This window comes from Pseudomonas sp. TUM25319, assembly GCF_056388475.1.
The window spans coordinates 5,542,501-5,558,617 of record NZ_CM150751.1 but is presented as its reverse complement, the minus strand read 5'-3'; the positions used below and the strand labels follow the sequence as shown (position 1 = coordinate 5,558,617).

The 16,117-nt window shown below is 64.5% G+C and carries 15 protein-coding genes (1 of these 15 cut by a window edge); 10 read left to right on the top strand and 5 right to left on the bottom strand.

Translation table 11 applies throughout. The annotated features are described in order from the left end of the window. Positions 1–256: 256 nt before the first annotated feature. The gene (locus AC05QJ_RS25110) at positions 257–1,612 is read left to right on the top strand and encodes a spinster family MFS transporter (protein WP_476743935.1); all 1,356 of its coding nucleotides are present in this window, start codon (positions 257–259) and stop codon (positions 1,610–1,612) included. Between the two features lie 76 nt (positions 1,613–1,688). On the opposite strand, the gene rapA is transcribed toward AC05QJ_RS25110, so the two are convergent. Next, positions 1,689–4,535, bottom strand: coding sequence for an RNA polymerase-associated protein RapA (gene rapA / locus AC05QJ_RS25105; protein ID WP_476743934.1), 2,847 nt, complete (start codon positions 4,533–4,535; stop codon positions 1,689–1,691). A 197-nt stretch (positions 4,536–4,732) separates the two neighbouring features. On the opposite strand from rapA, the gene AC05QJ_RS25100 reads away from it, so the two are divergent. The 6 genes from AC05QJ_RS25100 to AC05QJ_RS25075 all read left to right on the top strand — a co-directional run bounded on the left by AC05QJ_RS25100 (position 4,733) and on the right by AC05QJ_RS25075 (position 8,841). Further along, positions 4,733–5,083: an aspartate-semialdehyde dehydrogenase gene (locus tag AC05QJ_RS25100; protein WP_476743933.1), complete on the top strand. Its 351-nt coding sequence runs from the start codon at positions 4,733–4,735 to the stop codon at positions 5,081–5,083. 70 nt (positions 5,084–5,153) lie between these two features. Beyond that, on the top strand, positions 5,154–5,324 hold the full coding sequence (locus tag AC05QJ_RS25095) for a hypothetical protein (RefSeq protein ID WP_476743932.1): 171 nt from the start codon (positions 5,154–5,156) through the stop codon (positions 5,322–5,324). 134 nt (positions 5,325–5,458) lie between these two features. Next, positions 5,459–5,575 (top strand): cytochrome c oxidase subunit CcoM, encoded by a 117-nt coding sequence (ccoM, locus tag AC05QJ_RS25090; protein ID WP_476743931.1) that lies wholly within the window; start codon positions 5,459–5,461, stop codon positions 5,573–5,575. Between the two features lie 212 nt (positions 5,576–5,787). After that, positions 5,788–7,776 (top strand): FUSC family protein, encoded by a 1,989-nt coding sequence (locus tag AC05QJ_RS25085; protein WP_476743930.1) that lies wholly within the window; start codon positions 5,788–5,790, stop codon positions 7,774–7,776. Further along, the gene (locus AC05QJ_RS25080; RefSeq protein WP_476743929.1) at positions 7,763–7,969 is read left to right on the top strand and encodes a DUF1656 domain-containing protein; all 207 of its coding nucleotides are present in this window, start codon (positions 7,763–7,765) and stop codon (positions 7,967–7,969) included. The genes AC05QJ_RS25085 and AC05QJ_RS25080 overlap by 14 nt, the downstream gene beginning before the upstream one ends. An 11-nt stretch (positions 7,970–7,980) precedes the next feature. Next, positions 7,981–8,841, top strand: coding sequence for an efflux RND transporter periplasmic adaptor subunit (locus AC05QJ_RS25075; RefSeq protein ID WP_476743928.1), 861 nt, complete (start codon positions 7,981–7,983; stop codon positions 8,839–8,841). On the opposite strand, the gene AC05QJ_RS25070 is transcribed toward AC05QJ_RS25075, so the two are convergent. Then, positions 8,842–9,570, bottom strand: coding sequence for an SDR family oxidoreductase (locus AC05QJ_RS25070; protein WP_476743927.1), 729 nt, complete (start codon positions 9,568–9,570; stop codon positions 8,842–8,844). A 100-nt stretch (positions 9,571–9,670) separates the two neighbouring features. On the opposite strand from AC05QJ_RS25070, the gene AC05QJ_RS25065 reads away from it, so the two are divergent. Beyond that, complete coding sequence (locus tag AC05QJ_RS25065; protein ID WP_476743926.1) at positions 9,671–10,492, top strand: LysR family transcriptional regulator; 822 nt, start codon at positions 9,671–9,673, stop codon at positions 10,490–10,492. Here the strand turns inward: AC05QJ_RS25065 and AC05QJ_RS25060 are convergent. Beyond that, entirely contained in the window at positions 10,456–11,214 is a 759-nt protein-coding gene (locus tag AC05QJ_RS25060) for an SDR family NAD(P)-dependent oxidoreductase (RefSeq protein ID WP_476743925.1), read from the bottom strand. The two genes, AC05QJ_RS25065 and AC05QJ_RS25060, sit on opposite strands and share 37 nt — an antisense overlap. A gap of 121 nt (positions 11,215–11,335) precedes the next feature. Between AC05QJ_RS25060 and AC05QJ_RS25055 the strand changes: the two genes are divergently transcribed. After that, positions 11,336–12,253 (top strand): LysR family transcriptional regulator, encoded by a 918-nt coding sequence (locus tag AC05QJ_RS25055; RefSeq protein WP_476743924.1) that lies wholly within the window; start codon positions 11,336–11,338, stop codon positions 12,251–12,253. Here AC05QJ_RS25055 and AC05QJ_RS25050 read toward each other — a convergent pair. Further along, the gene (locus AC05QJ_RS25050) at positions 12,192–13,406 is read right to left on the bottom strand and encodes a GAF domain-containing sensor histidine kinase (protein WP_476743923.1); all 1,215 of its coding nucleotides are present in this window, start codon (positions 13,404–13,406) and stop codon (positions 12,192–12,194) included. The genes AC05QJ_RS25055 and AC05QJ_RS25050 overlap by 62 nt on opposite strands. A 200-nt stretch (positions 13,407–13,606) precedes the next feature. On the opposite strand from AC05QJ_RS25050, the gene AC05QJ_RS25045 reads away from it, so the two are divergent. Beyond that, on the top strand, positions 13,607–13,939 hold the full coding sequence (locus AC05QJ_RS25045) for a DUF2025 family protein (RefSeq protein WP_476743922.1): 333 nt from the start codon (positions 13,607–13,609) through the stop codon (positions 13,937–13,939). Here the strand turns inward: AC05QJ_RS25045 and AC05QJ_RS25040 are convergent. Further along, positions 13,936–16,117 carry the 3' portion of a bifunctional diguanylate cyclase/phosphodiesterase gene (locus tag AC05QJ_RS25040; protein ID WP_476743921.1) on the bottom strand. The gene runs 410 nt beyond the window's last position, so the window shows 2,182 of its 2,592 coding nt (coding positions 411–2,592); its start codon lies off the right edge, out of view; the stop codon is at positions 13,936–13,938. The two genes, AC05QJ_RS25045 and AC05QJ_RS25040, sit on opposite strands and share 4 nt — an antisense overlap.

Here is a 16,117-nt window from a genome sequence, read left to right as displayed (position 1 = left end):
GAGTTTGCACTCGTCCCCCAAACCGCCTGGAGACCCTTTTTTCCGAGTATAGAAAGACCGCGCCGGATCATCGGGATTAATGGCAGATTGATTTCAATTATTTGCGAAGTCCGTCATAGCGGGCGGTTCTAATGGCGCAAATGGTTACAATTACCCGCCATCAAGCAGATGGATGATGGCAGACAGCTTTGGCAATGCCTTCTAGATTTTGTCCGGCGTGCTGGCGCGCACCGACAAATACAAGAGGGATCGACGTATGCACAGCCCCACCCAAGCGGCCAATGCCTGGCGCATTCTGTTCCTGCTGTTCCTGGCCAATCTGTTCAATTTCTTCGACCGCACCATTCCCGCCATTGTCATCGAACCGATCCGGCTGGAATGGCATCTCAGCGACCTGCAGATCGGTCTGATCGGCACCGCTTTCACGCTGGTCTACGCCATCGCCGGCTTGCCGTTGGGGCGTCTGGCCGATACCGGCTCGCGCAGCAAACTGATGGGCTGGGGGCTGACGGTATGGAGCGGGCTGACCGCCGTGAATGGCATGGTTGGCAGTTTCTGGACCTTCCTTCTGGTGCGCATGGGGGTTGGCGTGGGTGAGGCCAGCTACGCGCCGGCGGCCAACTCGCTGATCGGCGACCTGTTCCCGGCCGAAAAGCGGGCGCGGGCGATGGGCATTTTCATGCTTGGTCTGCCGTTGGGGCTGCTGTTGGCATTCTTCACCATCGGTGCGATGGTCCAGGCGTTCGGTAGCTGGCGGGCGCCGTTCTTTATCGCCGCCGTACCGGGGCTGTTGCTGGCGATCTTCATGTTCATGATCCGCGAACCGGCGCGGGGCGCGGCCGAAGTCGTGGCATCGTCGCAAACGCCGCTGGACCGTCCGTTACGCCGAGTGCTGAGCATCCCCACCTTCGGCTGGCTGGTGCTGGCCGGCCTGAGCTACAACTTCGCCACTTATGCCTGCAACTCGTTCATGGTGCCGATGCTGCAACGGTATTTCCTGCTGTCGCTGCAACAGGCGGCAGTCGCCACCGGGGTAATCGTCGGGGTGACCGGGCTGATCGGCCTGACCCTGGGCGGCTGGGTGGCCGACAAGATCCACCAGCGCATGCCCGCCGGGCGCTTGCTGTTCGGCGCCTTCAGCATGCTGGTGGCAACCCTCGGCACCGGCTGGGCGCTGTACGCCGGACGGGTGGAAATCGGCGTGTTCGTGGCCATGTTCGGGATCGGCTGGCTGTTCGCCTACAACTTCTATACCTGCGTCTACACCGCCATTCAGGACGTTGTCCAGCCGCGGCTGCGGGCAACGGCCATGGCGCTGTTCTTTGCCGGGTTGTATCTGCTGGGAGGCGGCCTGGGACCGGTGGTGGTGGGCTTCCTGTCGGATCATTACGCCCAGGTGGCGATGCTGGAGGCCGGGAGTGGCGAGATGACCGAAGCGTTCAAGGCGATAGGCCTGCATAACGCCATGGGGCTGATTCCGGTGGCGTTGCTGATGACCCTGGTGTTTCTGCTGCTGGCGGCGCGGACCTTCGCCCGGGATGCGCAGAAGATGAAGGCGGGGATGCTGGAGGAGGCTGGCGTGGAGGCGGGCAAGGCGGCCGAAGCCGTGTAGCGGGATCGCTGTGGACCCCGTGGGAGCTGGCAAGCCAGCTTCCACAGGGTTTTGTGTTGGCTACCGGGCCAGGTTATCAGCCGGCTACCAGCACCCGGATCGCCTCAAGCCGCAGCGCTGCCTTGTCCAGCATCGCCAGGCCATCTTCACGCTGCTTGCGCAGCGCTTGGATCTCGCTGTCGCGAACGGTCGGGTTGACGGCTTGCAGGGCTGTCAGGCGGGCCAGCTCCTCATCGGTTTCCGCCGCCAGGCGACGCTGGGCCTCGGCCACACGCTCGTTGTGGCGTGGCAGCACCTTGGCTTCGCCTGCGTTGATCTTCGGCGTCAGCACATCGCGCTGAGCCTGGATGAACTTGTTGGCGCTGGCCTTGGGCACGCTCTCCAGCTGGTCGTTGAGGGTCTCGAACGACACCCGCGACGCGAGGTCGTTGCCGTTGGCGTCGAGCAGGCAGCGCAAGGCCGCCGGCGGCAGGTAGCGGCCCAGTTGCAGCGAGCGCGGGGCGACCACTTCGCTGACGTAGAGCAGTTCAAGCAAGACGGTGCCCGGCTTGAGCGCCTTGTTCTTGATCAGCGCGACGGCGGTATTGCCCATCGAGCCGCTCAGGACCAGGTCCATGCCGCCCTGCACCATCGGGTGTTCCCAGGTGATGAACTGCATGTCCTCGCGAGACAACGCCTGGTCGCGATCGTAGGTGATGGTCACGCCTTCGTCGTCGCCCAGCGGGAAGCTGGCGTCGAGCATTTTCTCGCTCGGCTTGAGGATCAGGGCGTTTTCCGAATGGTCTTCGCTGTCGATGCCGAACGCGTCGAACAGCGTTTCCATGTAGATCGGCAGGGTGAACTGGTCGTCCTGCTCGAGGATCGCCTCCACCAGCGCCTGGCCTTCGCCGGCACCCCCGGAGTTGAGCTCAAGCAGGCGGTCGCGACCGCTGTGCAGCTCGCTCTCCAGGCGTTCGCGTTCGGCGCGGGCCTCGCCGATCAGCGCTTGCCACTGGCTGTCGTCGGTGTCTTCCAGCAGCGGCAGCAGGCGCGGGCCGAACTGGTGCTGCAGGGCGTTGCCGGTCGGGCAGGTGGCGAGGAAGGCGTTGAGGGCCTGGTCGTACCACTGGAACAGGCGTTCCTGCGGGCTGTTCTGCAGGTGCGGTACGTGCAGTTCGATGGTGTGTTTCTGGCCGATCCGGTCGAGACGGCCGATCCGCTGCTCCAGCAGGTCCGGGTGAGCCGGCAGGTCGAACAGCACCAGGTGATGGGCGAACTGGAAGTTGCGACCCTCACTGCCGATTTCCGAGCAGATCAGGACCTGGGCGCCGAATTCCTCGTCTGCGAAGTAGGCCGCGGCGCGGTCACGCTCGAGGATGCTCATGCCTTCGTGGAACACGGTGGCCGGGATGCCGGAGCGCACGCGCAAGGCGTCTTCCAGGTCCATCGCGGTTTCGGCGTGGGCGCAGATGACCAGCACTTTCACGCGCTTGAGCATCTTCAGGGTGTCGATCAGCCAGTCGACCCGCGGGTCGAAGCGCCACCAGCGGTTGTCTTCGTCGCTGTCGGCCTGGGCCTGGAAGCTGACTTCCGGGTACAGGTCGGCGTGCTCGCCCACCGGCAGTTCCATGTACTGGTCGGGGCAGGGCAGCGGGTAGGCGTGCAACTGACGCTTGGGGAAGCCCTGGACGGCGGCGCGGGTGTTACGGAACAGCACGCGGCCGGTGCCGTGGCGGTCCAGCAGCTCGCGGATCAGGCGGGCGCTGGCCTGGGTGTCGCCGTCATTGACTGCCGCCAGCAGCGCTTCGCCCTCGGCACCGAGGAAACCTTCGATGGTGGCATGGGCTTTCGGCGACAGGCGGCCTTCGTCGAGCAGTTCCTGCACCGCTTCGGCCACCGGGCGATAGTGCTCGCTCTCGGCACGGAAGGCGGCCAGGTCGTGGAAGCGGTTGGGGTCGAGCAGGCGCAGGCGAGCGAAGTGGCTGTCCTGGCCGAGCTGTTCCGGGGTCGCGGTAAGCAGCAGCACGCCGGGGATGACCTCGGCCAGTTGTTCCACCAGCGAGTATTCGGGGCTGGCCTGGTCTTCGTGCCAGACCAGGTGGTGGGCTTCGTCGACCACCAGCAGGTCCCACCCGGCGGCGAACAGCGCGTCCTGGGCCTTGTCGTCTTCGACCAGCCACTCCAGGGCTACCAGCGCGAGCTGGGCGTCCTCGAACGGGTTGCTGGCGTCGCTCTCGATGAAGCGCTCGGCGTCGAACAGGGCGACCTGCAGGTTGAAGCGACGGCGCATTTCCACCAGCCACTGGTGCTGGAGGTTTTCCGGTACCAGGATCAGCACGCGGCTGGCGCGGCCGGACAGCAACTGGCGATGGATCACCAGGCCGGCTTCGATGGTCTTGCCCAGGCCCACTTCGTCGGCCAGCAATACCCGTGGCGCGATACGGTCGGCGACTTCGCGGGCGATGTGCAACTGGTGCGCGATCGGCTGCGCACGCACGCCACCAAGGCCCCACAGCGACGACTGCAACTGGCGGCTGGTGTGTTCCAGGGTGTTGTAGCGCAGGGAGAACCACGGCAGCGGGTCGATCTGCCCGGCGAACAGGCGGTCGCTGGCCAGGCGGAACTGGATGAAGTTCGACAGCTGGGTTTCCGGCAGGGTGCACGCCTGGTTCTGCGCGTTGAGGCCGTGGTAGACCAGCAGGCCGTCGATGGTCTCGACTTCGCGAACGGTCAGTTTCCAGCCTTCGAAGTGGGTGATCTGGTCACCCGGCGAGAAGCGTACCCGGGTCAACGGCGCGTTGCGCAGTGAGTACTGGCGAGTGTCGCCAGTGGCCGGATAGAGCACGGTCAACAAGCGGCCATCCTGTGCCAGAACGGTACCCAGACCCAGCTCGGCTTCGCTGTCGCTGATCCAGCGTTGCCCCGGTTGATACTGCTGCACCATACTGCCTGACTCCCGCGATAAAAAGGCGGCTATCTTAACGGATAGCGGCGCTTTGACCAAAGGTTATGGCCCGCGAACCGGCGAGCGGGCATGCGGCATTCGTTGCCGGCGTACCGTGCAACCGATCGCAGGCGGGCACCTTGCGCTCAAGCCGTGGTCAAACGTGCCGACACAGGGGCAACAGGAGACCCACCACCATGCTGCCACCGATGATTCCGCTGAGCGCCGTGCCGGTCACGTCGCAACTGGACCCGGTCAAACCGACCCCGGACATCAAGCCCGTGGTGCCGGCCCAGCCCAGTTCCAGCGAGGGAACGGTCGATCTCAAGCATCGCGATCCCGAGCAGGCCGCGTTGCTGCTGCGCGAGGAGCAGCGAAGACGCCAGGGGCAGGGTCAAGGGCAGGGCGGACAGTCTTCCCCCGATGAGGAAGACGACCCTTACCACCCGCTGCCCGGGGACGAACTCAATGCCGACAACACGGTGCCCGTGGCGCCGCTGATGGGGGGCGAGAACCGCCAGGGGCTGCTGGTGGATATCGAAGTCTGAGGCGGGGCTTTCCAGCACCGGTGTCAGCCTTCATCATGACCACTCCGCTGTCCGCTTCCCGAGCCCGACCATGAGCCAAGACGACAACCTGATCGATTTCGGCGCCGAGCGCGCCCGCCGCGTCCATGACCTCAACGAGAAACGCCTGAACGAGGTGCGCAAGGCCTTCGAGCAGGCCATGCCGCTGGGCGCCGCCAAGAAAGGCAAGAAAAAGCCCAAGGGCAAACCCGGCAAGCGCTGAAAATCTTGATGCAGGTCAAGCCTGCACCCGCCTCCAGCGCCCGCCTCGGGCGCCATTGACCTCGGTCAATTTTCCCTCCCGGCACATTCGCTACTGTTCACTCATCGGACAGGCACAGGCAAATGGAGGCCGACATGTTCTTCGATAATGTGGTTGTCGCTGGCGTAGTCACGGTCGGATTGATGTTTGTCTTCTTCGCTGGCCTGGGCATTTTCATCTGGAAGGACTCGCAGAAGCGCAAAGAGCACTGATCCTTCCCGATACAACGAGCACGCAAGGCATTTAGGGCGACTTCGGTCGCCCATTTTTTTTGCCTGCGATTTCTGAATCGGCGCCAACGGCAAGGACAAAGAGATCGAAAAAAGACACTGGACATCTATTAGTTAGCTAGCTAATAATTTGTTCAAGACCTTTTTCGTTCACTTCTGTCTATCGTTAATCCCACCGTCTTCAGGTTCGTTTCGTGCCCATCACCTTGCAGGCGCTGTTCGCGCCCAACCGACTTGCCGTGCAGTTCGCCATCAAGACCTTGCTCGGTGGCGGCCTGGCCTTGTGGCTCGCCCTGCGCTGGGGGTTGGAGCAGCCGGCGTGGGCGCTGATGACGGCTTTTATCGTGGCGCAGCCGTTGTCCGGCATGGTCTTGCAGAAGGGCTTGGCGCGGGTGCTCGGCACCTTGGTCGGGACGGTGATGTCAGTGGTGTTCATGGCCCTGTTCGCCCAGACGCCCTGGCTGTTCCTGTTGTCCCTGGCCCTGTGGCTGGGGCTGTGCACTGCCTGTTCCACGCTGTTGCGCAGTGCCTGGGCCTATTCCTTCGTCCTGGCCGGGTACACCGTGGCGATCATTGCTCTGTCGGCGGTCAATCATCCATTGCAGGTGTTCGACCAGGCCGTGGCGCGCTGCACTGAGATCACTCTGGGGATCCTTTGCGCCACCTTGAGCAGCGCCCTGCTCTGGCCCATGCGGGTGGAGCAGCAACTGGCGGGGCAGGCGCGGCAGGCCTGGGCGAGCGGTTTGCAGGCGGCCAGTGCGACACTCAGCGGCGACGAGGAAGGGCGCAAGAGCCTGGTGGAAATCCTCGGCCGCATCGTCGCGGTGGATGCTCAGCGCGAACACGCCTGGTTCGAGGGCCGCCTGGGGCGCGAGCGGGGCCGGGCCATTCGCGGTTTGAGCCAGAAACTGCTGATCCTGTTGCGCATCGCCCGCTCGGTGCGTCGGCAATGGCGGCAACTGGATGAGGGCGAAGCCGACCACCTGCGACCCTGGCTCGACGAAGTCCGTGCGGCGCTGGCAGCTGCAGACGCCGGGCAACTGATGGAACTGCGCCAGCGCGTCTGGCAGGCGGCCCAGGACCTGCGCGACAGCTCGGCCGAGCATTATTGCCTGGCGCGCCTGACCCTGTTGCTCGACAACGCCGCCGCCGCGACCCATGCCCTGCAGGCGGTGGAGGAGGGCAAGGCACCGGCGGATGTGCCGGACAGCCTGGCCGTGCATCGTGATGTTCCGCTAGGCCTGCTGTTCGGTTCGCGCAGCGCCCTGGCCTTTCTCGCCATGGCCGGTTTCTGGATGGCCACCGCCTGGGCCGCGGCGCCTGGCGGGCTGGTGCTGACCTGTGTGGTCTGCAGCCTGTTCGCCAGCCGCGAGAACGGCGCACAGATCGGCATGAGTTTCCTGCGCGGCATTCTGCTGGCACTGCCGGTGGCGTTTCTGGTGGGGCAGATTCTGCTGCCGCAATGGAGCAGCTTCGCCATGCTCTGCCTGGGCATGGGCGTACCGCTGTTCTTCGGCGCGCTGGGCATGGCCAATCCGCGCATCGGTGCTACCGCCACTTCTTATTGCCTGCACTTCATCGTGCTGGTGTCGCCGCTCAACAACATGAGCTTCAGCGTCGAGAGTTTCCTCAACAATGCCCAGGCCATGATGATCGGTGTCGGTGCTGCGGTGCTGGCGTTCAAGCTGCTGGTGCTGCGCAATCCGGCCTGGCATGGCCGGCGCCTGCGGGCGGCGACCCAGAACGATCTGGTCCGCCTGACCCGGCGCGAACTGCGTGGCGCCGAAACCTGGTTCGGCGGGCGGATGGCCGATCGCATGCTGCAACTGGCCCGGCACTACACCGCCTTGCCGGAGCAGGAGCGCGGACGCTGGGACGATGGCCTGCACGGCCTCGACATGGGCGACGAACTGCTGCACCTGCGCATGTGCCTGGCGGTGGCCCGCGCGCCGGTGGAGCCGGCCCAGCGTGAGTACCTGAGACAACTGGAAACCGTGCTGGCGCAGGGGCCGGGCCCGGGGCGCGGGCAGCGCCTGGACGAACCGAGCGTGGACTTCATCGCCGCCTTGCAGGCTCAGCCGGCCAGCGATGCCCTGCGTCTGGCGGTGGGCGCCGTGCTGCAACTACAGAAGAGCTGGGGCCGCTGGTGCCGCCGGCTGGAGGATATCCATGGGCTTGCGTGAGTGGGCGCTGGGCGGGGTACTGCTCAGTCCGCTGCTGATTTATGTGTTGCTGGCGCTGGTGCTCACCGGCCTGCTGCGCCTGTTGTTGCGCCTCACCCCGCTGGGGCGCTGGATCTGGCATGAGGCGTTGTTCGACTGCGCCCTGTTCGTTTGTGTCCTGACCCTGGTAACGCTGTACCTGGGACCTGTCTGAGGAGTTCGTCCATGCGTACCACCGTGCGTGTTGCCCTGACCCTGTGCCTGGTGGCGGTCGCCATCTTCGCCGGCACCCGTCTGTGGCAGTACTACATGCTGACCCCCTGGACCCGCGACGCGAAGATCCGCGCCGACGTGGTGATCGTCGCCCCGGACGTGTCCGGCTGGGTGCGCGAGCTGAAGGTCAGTGACAACCAGCAGGTCAAAGCGGGCGACCTGTTGATGTCCATCGACAGCGACCGCTTCGAGGCGGCGCTGGACAAGGCCAATGCCGTGGCTGAAACCCGTCAGCAGCAACTGCGCCTGCGTGAGCATGAAGCCTCGCGCCGCGCTGCGCTCGGGCCCCAGGCGATCAGCGCCGAGCTGCGGGAGAACGCCCAGATCAATGCCGCCGTGGCCCGCGGCGAACTGCGCCAGGCCCAGGCCGACGCCAAGCTGGCGGCGATCAACCTGGCCCGCAGCAAGGTGCAGGCGCCGCGTGGCGGTCATATCACCAACCTGAGGCTGGCCGAGGGCAACTACGTCACTGCCGGCCAGCCGGTGATGGCGCTGGTGGACGACGCGACCTTCTACGTCCAGGCCTACTTCGAAGAAACCAAGCTCCCACGGATCAAGGTCGGTGCGCCGGTGAAAATCTGGCTGATGAGCGCCGGCGAGCCGATCCAGGGTCATGTGCAGAGCATCAGCCGCGGCATCACCGACCGCAACGCCACGCCCGACAGCCAGTTGCTCGCCGAAGTCGAGCCGACCTTCAACTGGGTGCGCCTGGCCCAGCGCATTCCGGTACGGATCAGCCTCGACCAGGTACCGGAAGGGTTTTCCCTGAGTGCCGGCATGACCGCCAGCGTCCAGGTCGAGGAGCAGCCCTGATCAGGGCTGCTGGCGCGTTGCGGCCAGTACGATTTCGCGGATGCACACGTGCTGCGGCTGCTGATAAGCCCAGAGGATCGAGCCGGCCACGTCCTCGGCGCTCAGCACCACGCCGCCCATGTCTTGCTGTTTCCAGTCTTCATAGCCGCGCTTGATCGCTTCGTCGGTGGTGTGGCCGAGCAGTTCGGTCTCCACCGCACCAGGGGCGATGGTCACCACCCGCACGTTATGGGGCGACAGCTCTTCGCGCAGGTTCTCGGAAATACCGCGCACGGCGAACTTGGTGCCGACATAGGCGACATGGTTGGGGAAGGTCTTGCGCCCAGCCACCGAACTGACATTGATCAGCGTGCCGTGGCGGCGCTCGCGCATTCCTGCGGCGAGCAGGTGGATGCCATTGAGCAGGCCCTTCACGTTGACATCGAGCATGCGCTCCCACTGCGCCGGATCTTGCTCGTGCATCTGGCCCAGCAGCATGACACCGGCATTGTTGATCAGGGCATCGGCCGGGCCGTACGTCGCCTCGGCTTCACTGACCGCTGCGGCGAAGGCTTCGCGGTCGCTGATGTCGACGGCGCGGCACAGGGTGTTCGGCAGGTCCAGTGCCTGCATCCGCTCCAGGCGCCGGGCCAGCAGCAGGAGCGGGTGGCCCGCCTGGGAAAACAGCCGGGCACAGGCTTCGCCGATACCGGAGCTGGCACCGGTGATGATGATCAGGGGCTTGTTCATGATGACCTCCAAGGCATAATCCAATTGAATGACTGAATTCTATTGAGCTGGTAAAGCGTTGAGAAACGGCTTATTCCGCTGGCTGATATCGGAAAAGACTATGGATATACGGCATCTGAAGGCGTTCATCGCGGTGTTCGAAGAGCGCAACATCACCTCGGCGGCGCAGCGCCTGTTCGTGGCCCAGCCCTCGTTGTCGGTGACCATCCGGCAACTGGAAGAGGAACTGGGCGTGGCGTTGTTCCAGCGCAAGGCTCGGGGCGTCGAGGTCAGCGAGCAGGCGCGGGTGCTCTATCCGCAGGCGCAACGCATGGTGGCCGAGGCCGAGGCGTTGAGCCTGCGTTTTCGCGAGGGGCGCGAGCAGTTGGTGCTGCAACTGGGCGTCGAGGTGGATATCGCCGCCAGCCAGGTCGAGTCGTTCATTCGCCTGGCCAGCGCGGCGCTGCCACGGCTGCAACTGGCGTTGCTGGAAGGCTGTGCGGGCGATGCCCGGATTGGGGTGGAAAGCCTGTGTTGCGAGGACGAGTTGTTCCTGCCGCTGTGGGAAGAACCTTTCGTGCTGGCGCTGCCGGCCAGCGCTGTGACCTCACGCTGGATCACCTGCCCGCACCAGCCTTCGCACCAGCGGCTGCTGGGTTTCTACGGCGATGCCGCGCAAGACCCGGCCGGCATCGCCGCGACCTTGCAACAGGCGCTGTACATGGTGGCCGCCGGGCTGGGCCAGGCGCTGCTTCCGCAGTCGCTGGCCGAACACCACCCCGGCGTGCAGTGGCGTCCATGCCAGGGGGCGGCCCTGAGTCGCCGTGTCGGTCTCTGTTATGCCGCCCAGGCGCTGCAACTGCCGGCGCTGGCGCAGTTGCACCTGGCCCTGGGGGCAACTGCGGATCAGAGGAACATGCCGCCGGACACCTCCAGCCGCTGACCGGTCACCCAGCCGGCGCCGTCGCTGGCGAGCACGGCGATGGCCGCACCGATGTCGTCCGGCAGGCCAACCCGGCCCAGGGCGGTATTGCTGGCGATGAAGGCATTGATGTTGGCGTTGTCGCGTACCACGCCGCCGCCGAAGTCGGTCTCGATCGCACCGGGGGCGAGGATATTCACGCGAATCCCGCGCGAGCCCAGCTCCTTGGCCTGGTAACGGGTCAGCACTTCCATCGCGCCTTTCATCGAGGCGTAGGCGGCATAGCCGGGCAGGGCGAAGCGGGTCAGTCCGGTGGAAACGTTGATGATCCGGCCACCGTCGGCAATCAGCGGCAGCAGGCGTTGAGTCAGGAAGAACGGGCCTTTGAGCTGGATGTTCAGCAACTGGTCGAACTGTGCTTCGCTGGTGTTTGCGAAGGGCACGTTGATGCCGATGCCGGCGTTGTTCACCAGCACATCGAGGTGCTCGCGACCGAAGTCGCGCTTAAGCGTTTCGCTCAGGCGTTCGGTGAAGGCGGCGAAGCTGCCGCTCTCGCTGACATCAAGCTGCAGCATGGCGGCACGGGCGCCGCTCTGTTCCAGGGTGCTGACCAGGGTCTGCGCCTCAAAGGCCTTGCTGTGATAGGTGCCGATGATGTCGAAGCCCTGGGTCGCCAGGTGAAGGGCAGCGTTCTTGCCCAGGCCGCGGCTGGCGCCGGTGATGAGTGCGATTTTGCGGGACATGCTCGATACCTCGGAGGGAGTGGACGGGGCTGGATAGAAGTCTATTGATCGGTTTGGTGCTGATAAATCCGCTGGTTTCGGAAATACTGTTCGGTATCAACGAACAATCAGGCCTGCTGCCATGCTCAAGCCGGAACTGCTGCGAACCTTCGTCCGGGTCAATGAACTGTCCAGTTTCACCCTGGCTGCCGAGCAGCTCGGTCTGCCACGCTCAACCGTGTCGGAGCAGATCCGCGCATTGGAAACCCAGCTCGGTGCGCGGCTGTTCAATCGCTCGACGCGGCGGGTACAGCCAACCCAGGATGGCCTGCAGCTCTACGAGCGTAGTAAAGAGCTGTTGTCACGGATGGACGAAATCACAGGGTTGTTCCGCGCCGATCCAGCCGCGTTGAGCGGTGGTCTGCGGGTCGACCTGCCGACCCTGATGGCCCGGCGCATCATCCTGCCGCGCCTGCCGCAGTTCATGGCCGCCCATCCCGGCGTGAGCCTCGAGCTGAGTTGCACCGATCGCCATGTCGACCTGCTGCGCGAAGGTTTCGATTGCGTGCTGCGTATCGGCGCCTTGAGTGACCTGAGTGTGGTGGCAAGACCGTTGGGACAACTGGCCATGGTCAACTGTGCGAGCCCTGCGTACCTTGCACGGCACGGTGTGCCGGCATCCCTGAGCGACCTTGAGGGGCACCATCTGGTGCATTACGTCCAGGTGCTGGGCTCCCGCAGTCCCGGCTTCGAATACGCGGATCAGGGACGCACTCGCTTCATTGCCATGGCTGGCCCGATAACCGCGAACAATACCGATGCTTATGAAAGCGCGGGTCTGGCCGGCCTCGGAATCATCCAGGCGCCCCTGGCCGGGGTACGCGATTATCTCGAGAGCGGTCAACTGGTCAGTTTGCTGCCTCAGTATCTTCCGCCGGCCATGCCGGTATCCCTGCTCTATGCCCGCCAGCGCTATCTGCCGCCGCGGGTGCGGGTGTTCATGGACTGGCTGGCCGGGGTTCTGGCGACGCAGCTCGGTTCACCGGAAGGTATAGGCTGAACAACGTGCCCGCTTCGGCGGATGACCGCACTTCCATCCTACCGCCGTGGGCCAGCGCAATCTGCTTGGCAATGTAGAGGCCCAGGCCCAGGCCGACCTGTGGGGCGTCTGATGCGGGATGGGAGAATGGCTCGAACATATGCGCCATGATCCGCGGCGGGATCGGTTCGCCGGTATTGTGCACGCCCAGCACGAAGATCGAACCACTGATCTGCGCCGAGACGTCGATCGGCCCGTTGTCGTCGCCGTGCTGCAGGGCGTTGGCGATCAGATTCGACAGTACCTGGCAGATCCGTTCGCGATCGCAATAGATGCCTGACAAATCACAGATGTTCAGCGTTATCCGCCGCTGTGGATGTACTCGCTGCAACTCGGCGGTGACATGGCGCAATGCCTTGTCCAGGTCGGGGCAGAGCTGGATATTCAAGGGAATGCCGTCACCGAGTCGCCCCCGGGCGAAGTCCAGCACGTCGCGCACCAGCTGGGTGGCGCGGTGGCCGGAGGTCAGGATGTGCTCGGCGATGGTTCTCGAGCGGTCGTCTCCCAGACGCTTGACCAGCAGTTCCGCTCCGGCGGTGATGGCGAACAGCGGATTGCGCAGGTCGTGGCCGAGCACCGCAATGAATTTTTCCCGCAGTGCGGCGATTTCCCGCTCCTTTTCCAGGGCAATCTCGGTGCGTTGGGCGTTTTCCTCGCTCTCGATCTGGATCGTCAGCAACCGGGCGAACGCTTCCATCATCGGCTGGATGGCGCCACCGCGCAGGGGCTGGGGCAGCGGATCGAACGCGCAGATGGTGCCGAAGAAACTACCGTCGTTACGAAACACCGGCACGGCTATATAGCTCTCGAAACCGTAGGTGCGCGGGGCCGGATGCTCGCGGTAGTCGGCGTCCTCGCTGGCCTGGTCGATGACAATGGTCTGGTGGGTGCGGCGGATTTCGCCACACAGGGTGCTGCTGGCGTCCAGTTCGTCGCCGGCCTTCATGCCGAACCCCAGCGTGTCGAGCACGGCCAGTGCGGTCCAGCGGGTTTCCGTGACCCGGGCGACTGCGGCGAAGCGCAGGCCGGTCGTTTCGCTGATGACCTGAAGAATGGCAGGCACCACCTGGATTCGGCTGATGGTAGCGCTGTCTGGAAGCGGTGTTGTCTTCATGCAAAATCGGCTGTGCAGATCGAGGTGTCGGCTCCAGTGTAGCGAGCATCCGGGAGGAGATTGAAAAATCGGAACAAGCGGTCGGAAATTTCCTTTACTCTTGCAGCCACTCAAGCAGTCCCATCAGAGGACTGCCCATTCACTTGCGTGCCAATTCCGTTTGCCCTGCATCCCCATGGGTGTTTTCAGCGAGGTTTGACATGCATATCACGTCTCAGGACATCTGCGCCGCCGCCGATCAGTTGAAAGGTTTCGTCGGCTTCCACCGCAAACTCGGCAAGCACATCGTGCGCTTCAGCGAAGACTCGTTCGGCATGGATGTGGCCGACGACAGCATCACCCCGAGCAGCGAATTCGTCTGGCAGGCCGGTGAAGGCGAGGTCATGACCCTCAGTCGCGAGCTGATCGATGTACTGCTGGCGCAGAACGTCGATGACCGGCTCAACGTCAGCGAGCCACTGCGTGTGTATCAGCGCCGCCGCGATCTGCCGGAGATCATGGCGCAGCGACGCCGCACCCCCGCGGTCGGCTAGCCGGCCTGGTCGCCAGGGTTCGCCCGGTTGCGATGGCGTTCGAGCAGGGCCTCGAACGCGTCGCGCTCCAGCGGTTTGCTCAGGTAGAAGCCCTGGACCTCGTGGCAGTTCTCCATGCCCAGGGCGCGCAGTTGCTGTTCGTTCTCCACGCCCTCGGCGGTTACCGTCAGCCCCATCGCCTGGCCCAGGTTGATGATCGCCTGCACCACGGCGCGGTCGTTGCTGTCGCTGCTGAGGCCGGCAACAAAGCGCTTGTCGATCTTGATGCTGTCGAACGGGTAAGTGCGCAGGTAGCCCAGCGACGAATAGCCGGTGCCGAAGTCATCCATGTTCAGGCGCACGCCCAGTTCCTTGAGGGCGTTCATGGTACCCAGTGCACCTTCTATGTCGTTGAGCATCACGTTCTCGGTGATCTCCAGTTCCAGGCGCTGCGCCGGGAAGCCGGTGTCCACCAGAATCTGCCGGACATCGGCGACCACATCGCTGCGGGAGAACTGCGCCGGCGACAGGTTGACCGAGACCAGCAAGGGTTCGGGCCAGTCACGGGCGATTTCGCAGGCAGTCCTGAGCACCCACAGGCCGAGGGGAACGATCAGGTCGGTCTGTTCAGCCAGCGGAATGAACGTGTCCGGCCCAAGCAATCCTTCCACAGGATGCTGCCAGCGCACCAGGGTTTCCACCGACACGATCTCCAGCGTCTGCAGCCGGTAGCGCGGTTGAAAGTGCAGGATGAACTCGTGATTTTTCACCGCCCGGCGCAGATCGTTTTCCAGCTGCCGGCGGTACTGGATCTGCTGGTTCATTTCTTCTGAGAAGTAGCGCCAGGTGTTCTTGCCTTCGGCCTTGGCCTGGTACAGCGCGATATCGGCACAGCGAATGAGTTCGCCGGCATCGGTGCCCTGCAGGCGGGTTTGGGCGATGCCCAGGCTGGCGCCGATGTGCAGGCTGTGTTCTTCGTAGAGGATGGGCTGGTGCAGGCTCTGGATCAGGCGGGCGCAGAAACGGTCGATTTCGTTGCGGTTGTCCAGTTTGGCGATGACCAGCACGAATTCGTCTCCGCCCAGGCGCGCCACCAGGTCGCCGTCCCGGGTGGAGTCGCGCAGGCGTGCAGCCACTTCCAGCAGCACTGCGTCGCCCGCCGCGTGGCCGAGGGAGTCGTTGATCGGCTTGAAGCTGTCCAGGTCCAGGAGTATCAGGGTCAAGGGCGGCGCTTCCGGGCCTTTGAGCAATGTTTGCTCAAGGAAGCGCGACAGCTTGTTGCGGTTGGCGAGGCCCGTCAGGGCATCATGCAGTGAGAGATGCTGGATGCGGGCGTGGGCGGCGACCTCATCGGTGATGTCGCTGGCAGTTCCGCGAAAACCGGTGCGCTGGCCTTTCAGATAGATCGGTCGCGCCGAGAGGCGGCAGAAGCGCAGCAGGTTGTGCTGGTCGCGGTAGGCGCAGCGCAGGTGCGAGGCCTGCTGGCCAAGGGGTTCTTCGAGGTTGTCGAGCCAGGCGCTGAGGGGGGTGGTATCGCAGGTCAGCAGCAGATTCAGCGGCTGGCCCAGCCAGTCGTCGGTGCGGTAACCGGTAACGGCGACGAAACGCTGTGACAGATAGGTGAGGCGATGCTGTCGGTCGGTTTCCCAGATCCAGTCGGATGCGGCCTCGGCGACGGCACGAAACCTTTGTTCACTGGCTTCCAGCGCCTGGTTGCTGGTCTGCAGGTCGCTGAGGTGGGTGTCGATTTCCCGGGAGGTACGCAGGGCGAAGCGGAAGAAGTACGCCATCAGCAGGCCGAGAACCAGGATCGCGCCGAGCAGCGGCGGCAGCACGGCCCAGAGCAGGCGGTCGCCGGGGCGAGGCGGGCTCCATTGCAGGCTGTAGCCGATCGCGTCCAGCGGCAGGCTGGGGGCTACCCCGGATTCGCTGCCGCTCTTGACGACGTGCATGCCGGCCAGGCCGGCGTCGCTGGAGAGTTTGTCCAGCTTGGCTTGGGTCAACTGGTCGACGAACAGCATCACCGCGGTGGTTTTCGGGTCGATGTCCAGAACGTCGGCGTCCGGACGGATGGCGGCGGCGGTCAGTATCGCAGGCCAGCCGTTGAACAGGACGTAGCGGCTGAGCTGCTGGCGACTGGCGGCGAGCGCACGGGCTTCTTCAACGATGGGGGCAAACGGGGCGTCGAGATAGGCACTG

Coding starts and splice junctions, on each gene's coding strand:
- AC05QJ_RS25110 (WP_476743935.1), top strand. CDS start 257: ATGCACAGCCCCACCCAAGCGGCCAATGCCTGGCGCATTCTGTTCCTG.
- AC05QJ_RS25095 (WP_476743932.1), top strand. CDS start 5,154: ATGAGCCAAGACGACAACCTGATCGATTTCGGCGCCGAGCGCGCCCGC.
- AC05QJ_RS25070 (WP_476743927.1), bottom strand. CDS start 9,570: ATGAACAAGCCCCTGATCATCATCACCGGTGCCAGCTCCGGTATCGGC.
- ccoM (WP_476743931.1), top strand. CDS start 5,459: ATGTTCTTCGATAATGTGGTTGTCGCTGGCGTAGTCACGGTCGGATTG.
- rapA (WP_476743934.1), bottom strand. CDS start 4,535: ATGGTGCAGCAGTATCAACCGGGGCAACGCTGGATCAGCGACAGCGAA.
- AC05QJ_RS25050 (WP_476743923.1), bottom strand. CDS start 13,406: ATGAAGACAACACCGCTTCCAGACAGCGCTACCATCAGCCGAATCCAG.
- AC05QJ_RS25060 (WP_476743925.1), bottom strand. CDS start 11,214: ATGTCCCGCAAAATCGCACTCATCACCGGCGCCAGCCGCGGCCTGGGC.
- AC05QJ_RS25100 (WP_476743933.1), top strand. CDS start 4,733: ATGCTGCCACCGATGATTCCGCTGAGCGCCGTGCCGGTCACGTCGCAA.
- AC05QJ_RS25065 (WP_476743926.1), top strand. CDS start 9,671: ATGGATATACGGCATCTGAAGGCGTTCATCGCGGTGTTCGAAGAGCGC.
- AC05QJ_RS25045 (WP_476743922.1), top strand. CDS start 13,607: ATGCATATCACGTCTCAGGACATCTGCGCCGCCGCCGATCAGTTGAAA.
- AC05QJ_RS25080 (WP_476743929.1), top strand. CDS start 7,763: ATGGGCTTGCGTGAGTGGGCGCTGGGCGGGGTACTGCTCAGTCCGCTG.
- AC05QJ_RS25055 (WP_476743924.1), top strand. CDS start 11,336: ATGCTCAAGCCGGAACTGCTGCGAACCTTCGTCCGGGTCAATGAACTG.
- AC05QJ_RS25075 (WP_476743928.1), top strand. CDS start 7,981: ATGCGTACCACCGTGCGTGTTGCCCTGACCCTGTGCCTGGTGGCGGTC.